Genomic DNA, 14,061 nt, shown 5'->3' on the forward strand with positions numbered 1-14,061 from the left:
CCGGGCGGACCGGGCAAGTAATCTGGCGGGCGTGAAGTTGCCGGGGCGTAGAAAAGACGAGACTCAGTCCGCTGAGTCCGTGGTCTCCGCCGTCTCTCTCGACGGCGACGAGTCTGAGGGCGCCGGTCGTGGCGGCGTCACCGCGCCCAAAGGCCGGCCGACCCCCAAGCGCAGCGCCGCGGCCAAGCGTCGGGGCCCGGTGGCGCCGGCCCCGATGACCTCCGCGGAGGCCCGGGCCCGGCGCAAGTCGCTGGCCGGCCCGAAGCTGAGCAAGGAGGAGCGCCGGATCGCGAAGGCCGAGCGCCGTGAGCGGATGTCCGACCGCCGGGAACGGATGCTGTCCGGCGACGAGTCGGCGTTGTTGGAACGCGACCGCGGCCCGGTGCGCCGGTACGTTCGCGACATCGTCGACGCCCGCTACAACCTGTTGGGCCTGTTCATGCCGGTCGCGCTGGGCCTGATGTTCATCATGATGGCGGTCCCGCAGGTCCAGTTCTACATTTCGCCGGCGATGATGCTGCTGATGGTCTTGATGGCCGTCGACGGGGTGTTGGTGGCCCGCAAGGCCGGCCGGATGGCCGACGCCAAGTTCCCCGACAATGTCGAAAGTCGTTGGAAGCTCGGGCTCTACGCCGCCAGCCGCGCATCCACGCTGCGCCGCATGCGGGCACCGCGCCCGCAGGTGCGGCGCGGCGAACGCCTCGACTGAGTCCGAATCGGGGCCGCCAACCTTGGAATTCGTGGATTTCCCACCGGTCAGCCCGCCCGATGCCGCGGTGGCAGCAGCCGCCCGGGCCCGGCAGGACTCACTGACCAAACCGGCGGGTTCACTGGGCCGACTGGAGGCCCTCTCGGTGTGGGCGGCGACCTGTCAAGGACGGTGTCCGCCACGACAGTTCGAGCGCGTCCGCGTTGTGGTGTTCGCCGGCGATCACGGCGTAACCCGCGGAAGGGTGTCTGCCTACCCCGCGGAGGTGACGGCCCAGATGGTCGCCAACATCGACCGTGGCGGGGCGGCCATCAACGCGCTGGCCACGATCGGCGGGGCCGGGGTACGGGTGGTGGACATGGCCGTCAACGGAGACGCCGCCGGCACCTACAAGGTGCGCCGCGGCAGCGGTGACATCACGAGCGAGGATGCCCTGACCCCCGAGGAGACGCTGGCCGCGGTCGAGGCCGGCCGGCACGTCGCCGACGAGGAGGTCGACGGCGGTGCGGATCTGCTGATTCCCGGCGATATGGGGATCGGAAACACCACCGTCGCAGCCACATTGATCGCTGCGGTCACCGGCGCCGAACCTTCCGACGTGGTCGGCCACGGGACCGGGATCGATGATGCCGGCTGGGCTCGCAAGACCGCGGCGGTGCGCGACGCCCTGTTTCGGTCTCGGGCGCAGCACGCCGATCCGCTTGCGCTGCTGCGCTGCTGCGGTGGCGCCGACTTCGCGGCGCTGGCGGGTTTCTGCGCCCAGGCCGCGGTACGGCGCACCCCGGTGTTGCTCGACGGCCTCGCCTCGACGGCTGCTGCTCTGGTGGCCGAGCGGTTGGCGCCTGGAGCCAGGGCCTGGTGGCAGGCCGGTCATCGCTCGCCGGAGCCGGCGCACGCACTGGCGTGCGCGGCGCTGGGCCTGGAGCCGATCCTCGACCTGCAGATGCGGCTGGGCGAAGGCACCGGCGCCGCGGTCGCACTGCCGGTGCTGCGCGCCGCAGTAGCGGCGTTGGCTTCCATGTCGACGTTCGCCGAGGCCGGCGTCAGCGACCGATCATCGTGATCACTTCCCTAGCAGCGTCTTTCGCGTTCGGGACGATTCTTCCCGTTCCCACCGACCGACCGCCGGGCCGCGGGGCGATGACCGCGTTCCCGGTTGTCGGCGCCGCTCTCGGCGCGCTGGCCGCGGCCGTGGTCTGGGCCGGTGGATACGCCTTCGGACCGGGCAGCCCGGTGACCGGCCTACTGGCCGTGGCGGCGCTGCTGGCCGCCACCCGTGGACTGCACATCGACGGGGTGGCCGACACGGCCGATGGCTTGGGGTGCTCCCGGCCCGCTCCGCAGGCGCTGCAGGTGATGCGCGAGGGGTCGACCGGCCCGTTCGGGGTGGTCGCGGTGGTGCTGGTGATCGGCCTGCAGGCAACGACCTTCCCGATGCTGGGTGCCGGGCAGATCGTGCTCGCGGTCTGCGCGGGCCGGGTGGCCGCGGTGTTGGCCTGCCGGCGCTCGGTGCCCGCCGCCGCCGGCAGCATGCTGGGCGCCACGGTGGCCGGCAGTCAGCCGCTACCGGTCGCGGCGGCCTGGGTGGTGGCACTGCTTGCCGCGGCGATACCTGCCGGCGCGGCGCCGTGGCATGGGCCGGTTGCCGTCGCCCTGGCCCTGGGTTGCGCCGCCATGCTGGTAGAACGCTGTGTAAGCCGTCTTGGCGGCATCACCGGTGATGTGCTGGGAGCCGTCATCGAGTGGACGACAACACTGGCCGCGGTCGCGCTCGCCGCTCTGACCAGCAGTTGACGCTCGCGTCAATTTTCTATCCTTTCCGAGCTTACGGACATTTCTTCGATGCAATGTGTTACACCCAAATGGTCTTTGTAAGAATTCCGGCGACCATTAACATCGTGGCCCGGGGAGGAAAACTGGATGACGCGCCATCAGAGCTACAGCAAGCGGAGTCGCGAATCACGCAAGGCGATGAACGACGACACCGCTGATGACGACGACTACCCCGACTGTTGCGAGCGCATAGCTGCTGAGGACTGGTCACCGCTGGCCGATGAGCTCAACTGGCCGCCAGATCCCGTGAGCTGAACTCCGGCTCAGTCGAGCCGAGCCATCCATCCATGAGTGTCGGCGAAGGTACCGCGCTGGATTCCGGTCAACGTGTCGCGCAGCGCCATCGTGACCTCACCGGGCTCGCCGTCGGCGATGGTGAACTCGCCGTCCGCGGATTTGACCTGCGACACCGGGGTGATGACCGCGGCCGTCCCGCAGGCGAAGACCTCGGTGATCTCGCCCGAGGCGGCCTTCTTCTGCCATTCACTGACATCGATCTTGCGTTCTTCGACACTGAACCCAGCATCAGCAGCCAACTGCAGCAACGAATCCCGTGTGATGCCGGGCAGCAGTGAGCCGGACAGCTCGGGAGTGACCAGGCGAGCCGAGCCACCGGTGCCGAACACGAAGAACAGGTTCATCCCGCCCATCTCTTCGACGTAGCGCCGCTCGGCCGCGTCCAGCCACACCACCTGGTCGCAGCCGTTGTCGGCCGCCTGCGCCTGGGCGACCAGCGACGCGGCGTAGTTGCCGCCGAACTTGGCGGCGCCGGTACCGCCGGGGCAGGCCCGCACATACTCCGTCGACAGCCACACACTCACCGGCTTGATTCCGCCCTTGAAGTACGCCCCGGCCGGTGAGCCCATCACCAGGCAGCGGTACTCGTTGGCCGGGCGCACTCCCAGTCCCGGTTCGGTGGCGAAGACGAACGGGCGCAGGTAGAGCGATTCCTCACCGCCCGGCGCCGGCACCCAGGCGCCGTCCACGGCAATCAGCTGCCGCAACGACTCGATGAACAGATCGTCGGGCAGCTCCGGGATGGCCAGCCGCCGCGACGATGCCCGCATCCGGGCAGCATTTGCCTCGGGCCGGAACGAGACGATCGATCCGTCGGTCCACCGGTAGGCCTTGAGGCCTTCGAACACCTCTTGCGCGTAGTGCAGGACGATGGCCGAGGGGTCCAGTTCGATGGGCCCATAGGGAATGACCCGCGCATTGTGCCAACCCGCATCCCCGGTGTAGTCGATCGACACCATGTGGTCGGTGTGGTACTTGCCGAAACCCGGCTCCGCCAAAATGGATTCGCGCACCTCGTCGGGCGTCGGGCTTCCGGTGACCGACACATGGAACTCGAGGAGGCTGCTCGTCATGCAGCGATTGTATAACCGGTGCGCTAGCGGGTTTTTGCCGTGACGAACGGCGGTGTCACCACCTCGCATTCGACGGCGCGGCCACGCACGTCGACATCCAGCCGTCCACCATCTTTAATGCCGGCATCTACGTCGATCAGCGCCAGCGCAATGCCGGCCTTCAGCGTCGGCGAGAACGTGCCCGACGTGGTGACCCCGACCCGGCGGTCACCGTCGAGCACGGCCAGGTCGGCACGCAACACTCCCCGACCCGTGGCGCGCAGGCCGCGCAGCAGCCGCGCGGGTCCGGCGGCCTTCTCCGCCAGCAGTGCGTCGCGGCCGAAGAACGATTCCTTCTTCCAGCCGATCGCCCAACCGCAGCGGGCCTGCAGCGGCGAGATGGCCGGCGACAGTTCGTGTCCGTGTAGCGCGTAGCCCATCTCGGTACGCAGGGTGTCGCGGGCGCCCAGGCCGGCCGGCTCACCGCCGATCCCCCGCACAGCCTCCACCAGTGCGTCGAACACCACCCCGGCGGATTCCCATTCCGGCAGCAGCTCGTAGCCGTGTTCGCCGGTGTAGCCGGACCGACAGACCCGTACCGGCACGTCGGCGTAGCTGGCGTCGGCGAACGCCATGTAGTCCATGTCCGTCGGCAGGCCGAGACCCGCCACCACCTCGGCCGATCGTGGGCCCTGCACTGCCAGCACCGCGCGCGAACGGTGTTCGTCGGTGATCGTCAGCCCCGCCGGCGCGACCGCCTGCAGCACGGCCACCACGGCCGCGGTGTTGGCGGCGTTGGGCACCAGAAAGATCTCGTCGTCGGAGATGTAGTAGGCGATCAGGTCGTCGATAACGCCACCGGATTCGTTGCAGCACAACGTGTATTGGGCCTGTCCCGGCACGATTCTGGCCAGGTCGTTGGTGAGCGTCGCATTGACGAAGGCCGCCGCGCCCGGGCCGCGAACGGTTGCCTTGCCCAGATGGCTGACGTCGAACAGACCCACGCTGGAGCGGGTGGCGTTGTGCTCGGCGACGGTGCCGGCGTAGGACACCGGCATCAGCCACCCGCCGAACTCGGCGAAGCTGGCGCCCAAGGCGCGGTGGCGGTCTTCCAGGGGTCCGTGTTGCAGTTCGCTCACGACGAGCCAGCCTAATCGGCACACTGGTGTGAATGGTGGATTGGGATGCGCTCGAGGCTGCCGGTATCGCTGACCCCAGGGGCCGTGCGGATCTGGTCGAGTACCTCTACGGCCTGGGTTTCACCGTCGAAGAGATGGCCGAGGCCGAGCGCCAGGGGCGGTTGTTCGGCCTGGCCGGTGATGCGGTGGGGCGCTCGGGCCCACCCGACTACACGTTGCGTACCGCCGCCGAGGCGCTGGGTCTGCCGCTCGACGACGTCGCGCAGGCATGGCGGATGCTCGGATTGAGTGTGCCCAGCCCGGACACACCCGCGCTGAGCCAGGCCGACGTGGACGGGCTGGCTACCTGGGTCCAGATGCGGTCATACCTCGGCGAGCCCGTCGACGGCTTCCTGCGGGTGCTGGGCGCGACCATGGCCCGCCTGGCCGAGGCCGAGTCATCGATGATCCGGCTCAGCGAACCCGACATGTGGTTGGGCCACACCCGCGACGAACTCCGCACCGCCCGAGCCTGGCGCTCGGTTGCGGGGTACATCCCGCGCATCGGCGCGATGATCGACGCCGTCCACCGTCAGCACCAGGTCAGCCACCGGACATTCCTGGAAGGGCTGGCCGGCGGCCCGGCGGCCAGCCTGAAGTGCGGTGTCGGGTTCGCCGACCTGACTGGTTTCACCGCGCTGACCCAGGTGCTGTCGTCCGCGGAGCTAGCCGCGCTGTTAACCGATTTCGCCGGCACCGTCGCCGACGTGGTGCACACCGACGGCGGGCGGGTGGTCAAGTTCATCGGCGACGCGGTGATGTGGGTGAGCGCGACCGGGGACCTGCTGGCCAACGCGGCGATCGACCTGGTCAACAACCCGAAAGCCAGCAAAGCGGGCCTACAGGTACGTGCCGGGCTGGCCTACGGCGAGATGCTGGCAATCAACGGCGACTACTTCGGCACCCCGGTGAACCTGGCCGCGCGCCTGGTGGACGCCGCCGTGCCCGGACAGGTGCTGGCCTCTACCTGCGTCCGGCACGAATTGCCCGACTGGCCGGCCATACTTCAGGAGCCGTTGACGCTCAAGGGTTTCGACGAACCCGTCCCGGCATACCAATTGCACCCGAACCCAGATCGTTAGGGTGAGTGCTTGTGAGCACCGAACCCGGATACCCCGCCCCCTCCGTCACCGTCGCCGCCTCGCTGCCCGCCAATGCGGATGATGCCGTGCTGATCGTGGCGGTCGTTGCCGCTGATGACGAATCCGGAGCATCGGTCGCCATGACCGAGCCGGCGCTGCCCGCCGAGGCGGTCGCCGAGATCGATGCGGGACTGCGCGCGCTGAGCGCCAAGGGCGGCAATGAGCAGGTGAATCGGCTGGTGGTGGCGTCGCTGCCGGTGGCCAGCGTGGTGACGGTCGGGTTGGGCAAGGGGCGCGATTCCTGGCCGGCCGACACCGTGCGCCGGGCCGCCGGAAATGCGGCGCGTTCCCTGAACGGCACCGCCACGGTGATCAGCGCGCTGAGCGGGCTGCCCGGTGACGGGGTGCTCGCCGCCAGTGTCGAGGGACTGCTGCTGGGCGGCTACCGATTCACCGCATTCCGCAGCGAGAAGACCGCGCCTAAGGAGCCGGGCCTGCAGGCCGTGACCGTGTTGTCCACCGCGGCCGACGCCGAGGCGCAGGCGGCACGCGGCGCCGACATCGCCGCCGCGGTGGCTACCGCGCGCGACTTCGTCAACACCCCGCCGAGTCACCTGTTCCCGGCCGAATTCGCCGACCGTGCCAAGGCACTGGGCGAGTCAGCCGGCCTGGAGGTCGAGGTGCTCGACGAGCAGGCGCTCGCCGACGCCGGCTACGGCGGAGTGATCGGGGTGGGACAGGGCTCCTCGCGCCCGCCGCGTCTGGTGCGGTTGGTCCACCGCGGATCACGCCTGCTCGACGACCCGGACGGCGCCAAGAAGGTGGCGCTCGTCGGCAAGGGCATCACCTTCGACACTGGAGGTATCTCGATCAAGCCGGCTGCCTCGATGCACCACATGACCTCCGACATGGGCGGGGCGGCTGCGGTGATCGCGACCGTGGTGCTGGCCGCCCGCCGCGGGCTGCCGATCGAGGTGACCGCGACCGTGCCGATGGCGGAGAACATGCCGTCTTCCACCGCGCAGCGCCCGGGCGATGTGCTCACCCAGTACGGCGGCATCACCGTCGAGGTGCTCAACACCGACGCTGAAGGTCGGTTGATCCTGGCCGACGCGATCGTGCGGGCCTGCGAGGACAACCCGGACTATCTCATCGAGACCTCGACGCTGACCGGTGCGCAGACGGTGGCGCTGGGTGCGCGCATCCCCGGGGTGATGGGCTCAGACGAGTTCCGCGACCGGGTGGCGTCGATCTCGCAGGCCGTCGGCGAGAACGGCTGGCCGATGCCGCTGCCCGACGAGCTCAAAGAGGACCTCAAGTCGACGGTGGCCGACCTGGCCAACGTCAGCGGTCAGCGTTTCGCCGGGATGCTGGTCGCCGGGGTGTACCTGCGTGAGTTCGTGGCCGACGGCGTCGACTGGGTCCACATCGACGTTGCGGGCCCGGCCTACAACTCCGGCGGCGCCTGGGGCTACACCGGCAAGGGCGGCACCGGGGTACCCACCCGCACCATGTTCGCGGTACTGGAAGACATCGCCGCGAAGGGATAGCCGACGGCGGCGTCAGACGTTCTCGTCGGCGCTCTCTGCCTTCTGCACCGGGCCAGGCGGCCTCTCCACGCCCCGCTGAAATGACAGCGCCGTACTGAGCACCAACATCAACACGGCGAACACGGCAACCCAGATCCAGGATTCTGTCGAGTCCAGATGGGACGTCACATCGGTTTTCGGCAGCGCTGTCATCGAGCGAACGATCGCCGCGATGATCACCACGGTGCTCAAATACGGGAATGCGGTACGGATGCGGCCTGCCCTAGGCCCGATCGGAGATTCGCTGCGCCGTCGCGCCCGTCCGAAGAACCACCCGATCGCACAGACCACCGCGATGGCGACCGCGATGGGCGCGGACAGTCGGTTGGCGTCGTCCCACAGCGGCTGCAACGGTTGATGCGTCTGCTGGTCACCGAGCGAGAGTGCCAGGTCCGTCAGCGTCGCCTCCACGAAGAACACCGCAATCGGCGGGACCAGGACCGCCACGATGAACACGCAATGTCTGATCAGCGTGCCGGCGCTGCCCGACACGAACTGCACGACGGCGTACAGCAGAATGTAGAGCGAGGCCACAAATGATATGCCGCCCAACAGTTCTGCGGATGCGGCTCGACCACTGCCGACCGCACATCCCTGTTCGCCGGCCAGCAGACTGTATTGCACCGCCGTCAGGAACAGTCCCAGAAATGCGTTCATCAGCGCGACCCCGGTGAGGGTCTCGTGCTCGACCTCGCGCGGGTTGGGCGCATGCCCGTCGCTACGACGCCGATACGCACGATCGAGCACCAGATTGATGACGACGAACGCGAAACCAGCCAGCAAACCGGCTAGTTGGGCATAGTTGCGGGCCACGAGGGATACGTCGAAGCCGGTCCACAGCTCACAGGCTGCGGCGATCTGATCAGCGGGCACGCGCGAGATATTAGTGACGCTTCAGCGGTCGCAGTAGCGCTTTGGCGGACTATGCAGTTGCGCAATACCCGACGGCGTCGAGAGCCGTTCGACCGCCACCTCGATGTGTGCCGACGACGCCGCAATGACAGGATGGTTTCCGACAGTCCACCTGGGCACCGCCCTCGCCTCACCACTGACGTGGTATCCAGGAAACGACGTGCAGCGACCGATCGAGCGAGGAGTCAACAACGATGGCCTTCTCAGTCCAGATGCCCGCCCTCGGTGAGAGCGTCACCGAAGGAACGGTGACCCGCTGGCTCAAGCAGGAAGGCGACACCGTCGAGGTCGACGAGCCGCTCCTGGAGGTCTCCACCGACAAGGTCGACACCGAGATCCCGTCACCGGTGGCCGGCGTGCTGACGAAGATCATCGCCGGCGAGGACACCACGGTCGAGGTCGGCGGTGAGCTGGCGTTGATCGGCGAGGCCGGTGAAAGCAGCCAGGCCCCGTCGGCCCCCGCGGCACCGGCGGCCGAGGCTGCGCCCGCCCCGGCCGAGCCGGCTCCCGCTGCCGAAGCGCCGGCTGCTCCCCCGCCCGCCGCTCCGGCGGCACCCGCTGCCCAACAGGCACCCGCCGGAGATGGCACCCCGGTGCTGATGCCCGAGTTGGGTGAGTCGGTCACCGAAGGCACCGTGACGCGCTGGCTCAAGCAGGTCGGCGACACCGTCGAGGTCGACGAGCCGCTGGTGGAGGTCTCCACCGACAAGGTCGACACCGAGATCCCCTCTCCGGTGGCCGGCACCCTGCTGTCGATCACCGCCGGTGAAGACACCACCGTCGAGGTCGGCGGCGAACTGGCCAGGATCGGTTCGGGCACCCCGGCGGCCCCCGCCGCCGCGCCGCCCCCCACGCCCGCTCCCGCGGCTCCCGCCCCCGCTCCGGCGGCGCCTGCGCCCGAGCCTGCTCCCGCTGCACCGGCACCCGCGCCGCAGACCAAGCCCGAACCCGCCCCGGCACCGCCACCCACCGCCGCGCCCGCGCCGACGCAGCCCGCTGCTGCCGAGGCCCCGGCCGGCGACGCCGCACGATACGTGACGCCGTTGGTGCGCAAACTCGCCGCCGACAAGAACGTCGACCTGAGCCTCGTCACCGGCACCGGGGTCGGCGGTCGAATCCGCAAGCAGGACGTCCTGGCCTTCGCCGAGAAGCAGGCCGAACCGCAGCAGGCGCCCGCGGCTCCGGCCGCCCCGCGCCCGGCCGCTGCGGCACCCGCCTCGGCGTTGGCGCACCTGCGAGGCACGACCGCCAAGGCCAACCGGATCCGTCAGATCACCGCCAAGAAGACCCGCGAATCCCTGCAGGCCACGGCGCAGCTCACTCAGACCCACGAGGTCGACATGACCAAGATCGTGGCACTGCGAGCCAGGGCGAAGGCGGACTTCGCCGAGCGCGAGGGCGTCAACCTGACCTACCTGCCGTTCATCGCCCGCGCGGTGATCGACGCCCTCAAGGCACATCCGAACGTCAACGCCAGCTACAACGAGGACGCCGGAGAGATCACCTACTACGACGCCGAGCACCTCGGCTTCGCGGTGGACACCGAGCAGGGGCTGCTCTCCCCGGTCGTCCACAACGCCGGTGATCTCTCGCTGGCCGGACTCGCGCGGGCCATTGCCGACATCGCCGCCCGGGCACGCTCGGGCAACCTCAAGCCGGACGAACTGTCCGGGGGCACCTTCACGATCACCAACATCGGCAGCCAGGGTGCACTGTTCGACACCCCCATCCTGGTTCCGCCGCAGGCCGCCATGCTCGGCACCGGAGCCATCGTCAAACGGCCGCGAGTCATCGTCGACGAAGCCGGCAACGAGTCGATAGGCGTACGTTCGATCTCCTACCTGCCGCTGACCTACGACCACCGTTTGATCGACGGTGCCGACGCCGGCCGGTTCGTGACCACGATCAAGAACCGGCTCGAAGAAGGTGCGTTCGAGGCGGACCTGGGGCTCTAACGGCGCCGGGGCTTTTCCGAAGAGCTGCAAGAGGATTCAGCTGTGAGCAACCCCACCGTCGCGATCGCCGGTTCGTCCGGGCTGATCGGCTCGGCTCTGGTCTCGGCGTTGCGCGCCGACAATCACCAGGTGCTGCGGATCGTGCGGCGGGCACCGGTCAATGCCGGCGAGCTGCGGTGGGATCCCGAAGCCGGCCAGATCGACGTGGGCGCACTGGCCGGGGTCGACGCCGTGGTCAATCTGTGCGGCATCAGCGTCGGCGACCGCCGCTGGTCGGGGGCGTTCAAACAGAGCCTGCGCGACAGCCGGATCACCCCGACCGAGGTGCTGTCGGCCGCGGTGGCCGAGGCCGGCGTACCGGTGCTGGTCAATGCCAGCGGGGTCGGCTATTACGGCGACACCGGCAACCGCGTCGTCGACGAGTCCTCCTCGGCTGGAACCGATTTCCTGGCCCAGCTCGCCGAGGACTGGGAAGGCGCAACCGCGTCCGCCCAAGCTTCGGGAGCCCGCGTGGTACTGGCCCGCACCGGCATCGTGCTGTCGCGATCGGGTGGCGCCCTTGGCCGGTTGCGCCCACTGTTCTCGCTGGGACTCGGCGCCCGGATCGGCAACGGCCGGCAGTACATGTCGTGGATCAGCATGGAGGACGAGGTGCGGGCGCTGCTGTTCGCGATCTCGCACGACACGCTGTCCGGCCCGGTGAACCTGACCGGGCCCGCGCCGGTGACCAACGGTGAGTTCACCGCCGCGCTGGGACGTGCCGTCAATCGCCCGACCCCGCTGCTGCTACCCGGCGTCGCGGTCCGTGCCGGGCTCGGCGAATTCGCCGACAGCCTCCTCACCGGCCAGCGAGCCATTCCCGCCGTGTTGGAGCAGGCCGGTTTTCGGTTTACCCACCACACCGTCGGCGAGGCCCTGGCCTACGCCACCTCCCGACCGACCCCGCTGTAGAAACCCGCGCCGAGTAGCCTGCGAACATGGTGTCCATCCGCTCGAGCGCCGCGCCGATCGAGGTGCGCCAGCTGGGCACCGTCGACTACGGCGACGCCTGGCAGTTGCAGCGCGAGCTGGCCGAAGCCAGGGCAGCTGGCGGCCCGGACACTCTGCTGCTGTTAGAGCATCCCCCGGTCTATACCGCCGGACGCCGCACCGAGCCGCAGGAACGCCCGATGGACGGCACCCCGGTGGTCGACACCGACCGGGGCGGCAAGATCACCTGGCACGGTCCGGGCCAGCTCGTGGGCTATCCGGTGATCGGCCTCGCCGAACCTTTGGACGTGGTGAATTACGTTCGACGCCTTGAAGAATCGCTTATCGAGGTATGTAACACGTTGGGCCTCAATACGGTTCGGATAGACGGCAGATCCGGGGTGTGGCTGCCACCGGGCGGCGGCCGGCCCGCCCGCAAGGTCGGCGCGATCGGTGTCCGCGTGGCTCGCGCCACCACATTGCACGGCTTCGCACTCAATTGTGATTGTGATCTCAGTGCGTTCGGCTCAATTGTGCCGTGCGGCATCACCGACGCGGGAGTGACTTCACTGTCGGCGGAGCTGGGCTTTGTGACCGGCGTCTCCGATGTTCGGCAGGCAGTGGCCAACGCGGTCCTCGATGCTCTCGACGGCGTGCTGCCGGTGCGCGAGCATTCCGGTCCACGCGTAACATCGACCAGGTGAGCGCCGCCCCGGAAGGCCGTAGGTTAAGCCGTGCCGAAGCACGCAACGCCGAAACTCCGATCGAACGCAAACCCCCGTGGATCAAGACCCGCGCCCGGATGGGCCCGAGCTACACCCAGCTCAAGGTTTTGGTGAAGCAGGAAAAGCTCCACACGGTATGCGAGGAAGCGGGCTGCCCCAACATCTACGAATGTTGGGAAGACCGGGAGGCCACCTTCCTGATCGGCGGCGAGGTCTGCACCCGCAACTGTTCGTTCTGTCTCATCAAGTCGGGTAAGCCGCCCGAGCTGGACCGCGACGAGCCGCGCCGGGTCGCCGAGAGCGTGCAGACCATGGGTCTGCGGTATTCGACGGTCACCGGTGTCGCCCGCGACGATCTGCCCGATCAGGGATCCTGGCTCTACGCCGAGACGGTGCGTGCCATCAAGGCCCTCAACCCGTCCACGGGTGTCGAGCTGTTGATCCCCGACTTCGGCGGACGGCCCGACCTGTTGGGCGAGGTATTCGAGTCTCGCCCGGAAGTGCTGGCGCACAACGTCGAAACCGTGCCGCGCATCTTCAAGTTGATCCGGCCCGGATTCAGCTACGAGCGCAGCCTCGACGTGCTGACCCAGGCCCGTGATGCCGGGTTGGTGGCCAAGAGCAACCTGATCCTGGGCATGGGCGAGACGCCTGAAGAGATCCGAGCGGCACTGGCAGACTTGTACGACGCCGGCACCGAACTGGTCACCATCACCCAGTACCTGCGCCCCACCGAGCGACACCACCCGATCGACCGATGGGTCAAGCCCGAGGAGTTCGTCGAGCACGCCCGCTATGCCGAGGAGCTGGGCTTCGCCGGAGTGATGTCGGGGCCGCTGGTGCGCTCGTCGTATCGGGCCGGGCGGCTCTACCAGCAGGCGCTGGAAAACCGGGCGCGCCGCGAACAGGCCCCCGCCGCCGCCCACGGCTGACTGACGCCCCGGCTGCCGGTAAGCCCCGCTGGGTATCCTTGGTGACTATGCCCAGACTGCGCACCACCACCGAGAACAAGGCTGCCCGGGCGGAAGCGAAAGCCGCCCGCAAGGCCGCCAGCCAGCAGCGCCGCACCCAGCTGTGGCAGGCCTTCCAGCTGCAGCGCAAGGAAGACAAGCGGCTGGTGCCGTACATGGTCGGCGCCTTCCTGCTGGTTGCCGGGGTGACGACGGCCCTGGCACTCAACGGCGGCACGTTCGCCAAGGTGACGACGATTCCGCTCGGCCTGGTGCTCGGCGGCCTGGTGGCATTCATCATCTTCGGCCGGCGCGCGCAACGGTCGGTCTACCTCAAGGCCGAGGGGCAGGCCGGGGCTGCAGCGTGGGCGCTGGACAACCTGCGTGGCAAGTGGCGAGTGACCCCGGGGGTGTCCGCCACCGGCCAGCTCGACGCCGTGCATCGGGTCATCGGGCGGCCGGGCATCATCTTCGTCGCCGAGGGTTCGCCCGCCCGGCTCAAACCACTGCTGGCTCAGGAGAAGAAGCGCACCGCCCGGCTCGTCGGCGACGTACCGATCTATGACGTGGTAGTGGGCGGCGGCGACGGTGAGGTTCCGCTGGCCAAGCTGGAGCGTTACCTGACCAAGCTGCCGGCCAACATCACGACGAAGCAGATGGAATCGCTGGAGTCGCGACTGGCCGCCCTGGGCTCGCGGACCGGGACCGCGGCCATGCCCAAGGGCCCGCTGCCCGGCGGCGCGAAGGTGCGTGGCGTTCAGCGCGCGGTGCGCCGACGCTAGCTGCAAACAACCCGTTGACTCTGCGCTG

Annotated in this window: 14 protein-coding genes; 11 read left to right on the plus strand and 3 right to left on the minus strand. The window is 68.9% G+C overall.

From position 1 onward, the window contains the following. Positions 1–31 precede the first annotated feature (31 nt). The 4 genes from NM962_11270 (at position 32) to NM962_11285 (ending at position 2,797) form a co-directional block, all read left to right on the plus strand. Positions 32–709, plus strand: coding sequence for a DUF3043 domain-containing protein (locus tag NM962_11270; GenBank protein ID UVO10637.1), 678 nt, complete (start codon positions 32–34; stop codon positions 707–709). A gap of 31 nt (positions 710–740) precedes the next feature. Continuing rightward, complete coding sequence (gene cobT, locus NM962_11275; GenBank protein UVO10638.1) at positions 741–1,772, plus strand: nicotinate-nucleotide--dimethylbenzimidazole phosphoribosyltransferase; 1,032 nt, start codon at positions 741–743, stop codon at positions 1,770–1,772. Next, positions 1,769–2,503 carry an adenosylcobinamide-GDP ribazoletransferase gene (locus NM962_11280; GenBank protein ID UVO10639.1) on the plus strand — a complete coding sequence of 245 codons (735 nt, stop codon included), beginning with the start codon at positions 1,769–1,771 and terminating at the stop codon, positions 2,501–2,503. The genes cobT and NM962_11280 overlap by 4 nt, the downstream gene beginning before the upstream one ends. Positions 2,504–2,629: 126 nt before the next feature. After that, positions 2,630–2,797: a hypothetical protein gene (locus tag NM962_11285; protein UVO10640.1), complete on the plus strand. Its 168-nt coding sequence runs from the start codon at positions 2,630–2,632 to the stop codon at positions 2,795–2,797. 8 nt (positions 2,798–2,805) lie between these two features. On the opposite strand, the gene NM962_11290 is transcribed toward NM962_11285, so the two are convergent. Together NM962_11290 and gcvT are read right to left on the minus strand one after the other, a co-directional pair. Continuing rightward, positions 2,806–3,912: a branched-chain amino acid aminotransferase gene (locus tag NM962_11290; GenBank protein UVO10641.1), complete on the minus strand. Its 1,107-nt coding sequence runs from the start codon at positions 3,910–3,912 to the stop codon at positions 2,806–2,808. 23 nt (positions 3,913–3,935) lie between these two features. Next, positions 3,936–5,030 carry a glycine cleavage system aminomethyltransferase GcvT gene (gene gcvT, locus NM962_11295; protein ID UVO10642.1) on the minus strand — a complete coding sequence of 365 codons (1,095 nt, stop codon included), beginning with the start codon at positions 5,028–5,030 and terminating at the stop codon, positions 3,936–3,938. Positions 5,031–5,062: 32 nt separating this feature from the next. Here gcvT and NM962_11300 point away from each other — a divergent pair, with 32 nt between their 5' ends. Both NM962_11300 and NM962_11305 read left to right on the plus strand, forming a co-directional pair. After that, a complete protein-coding gene (locus NM962_11300) occupies positions 5,063–6,151 on the plus strand; it encodes an adenylate/guanylate cyclase domain-containing protein (protein ID UVO10643.1) in 1,089 nt (362 codons plus the stop codon). A gap of 11 nt (positions 6,152–6,162) precedes the next feature. Continuing rightward, positions 6,163–7,701 (plus strand): leucyl aminopeptidase, encoded by a 1,539-nt coding sequence (locus tag NM962_11305; GenBank protein ID UVO10644.1) that lies wholly within the window; start codon positions 6,163–6,165, stop codon positions 7,699–7,701. A 12-nt stretch (positions 7,702–7,713) separates the two neighbouring features. Here the strand turns inward: NM962_11305 and NM962_11310 are convergent, their stop codons facing one another. Further along, on the minus strand, positions 7,714–8,613 hold the full coding sequence (locus NM962_11310; GenBank protein ID UVO10645.1) for a hypothetical protein: 900 nt from the start codon (positions 8,611–8,613) through the stop codon (positions 7,714–7,716). A 233-nt stretch (positions 8,614–8,846) separates the two neighbouring features. Between NM962_11310 and sucB the strand changes: the two genes are divergently transcribed. From sucB to NM962_11335, 5 genes are read left to right on the plus strand one after another with little or no spacing between them, the layout of a single operon-like run. Beyond that, positions 8,847–10,607 (plus strand): 2-oxoglutarate dehydrogenase, E2 component, dihydrolipoamide succinyltransferase, encoded by a 1,761-nt coding sequence (gene sucB, locus NM962_11315; GenBank protein UVO10646.1) that lies wholly within the window; start codon positions 8,847–8,849, stop codon positions 10,605–10,607. A gap of 42 nt (positions 10,608–10,649) precedes the next feature. Beyond that, a complete protein-coding gene (locus tag NM962_11320) occupies positions 10,650–11,558 on the plus strand; it encodes a TIGR01777 family oxidoreductase (protein UVO10647.1) in 909 nt (302 codons plus the stop codon). 26 nt (positions 11,559–11,584) lie between these two features. After that, entirely contained in the window at positions 11,585–12,280 is a 696-nt protein-coding gene (lipB, locus tag NM962_11325; protein ID UVO10648.1) for a lipoyl(octanoyl) transferase LipB, read from the plus strand. Then, the gene (locus tag NM962_11330; GenBank protein ID UVO10649.1) at positions 12,277–13,233 is read left to right on the plus strand and encodes a lipoyl synthase; all 957 of its coding nucleotides are present in this window, start codon (positions 12,277–12,279) and stop codon (positions 13,231–13,233) included. Before lipB ends, NM962_11330 begins: the two co-directional genes overlap by 4 nt. A 47-nt stretch (positions 13,234–13,280) precedes the next feature. Further along, positions 13,281–14,033 carry a DUF4191 domain-containing protein gene (locus NM962_11335; GenBank protein UVO10650.1) on the plus strand — a complete coding sequence of 251 codons (753 nt, stop codon included), beginning with the start codon at positions 13,281–13,283 and terminating at the stop codon, positions 14,031–14,033. The last annotated feature ends 28 nt before the right edge of the window (positions 14,034–14,061 follow it).

The sequence above is a fragment of the Mycobacterium sp. SVM_VP21 genome (assembly GCA_024758765.1).
GTDB classification, from domain to species: Bacteria; Actinomycetota; Actinomycetes; order Mycobacteriales; family Mycobacteriaceae; genus Mycobacterium; species Mycobacterium heraklionense_C.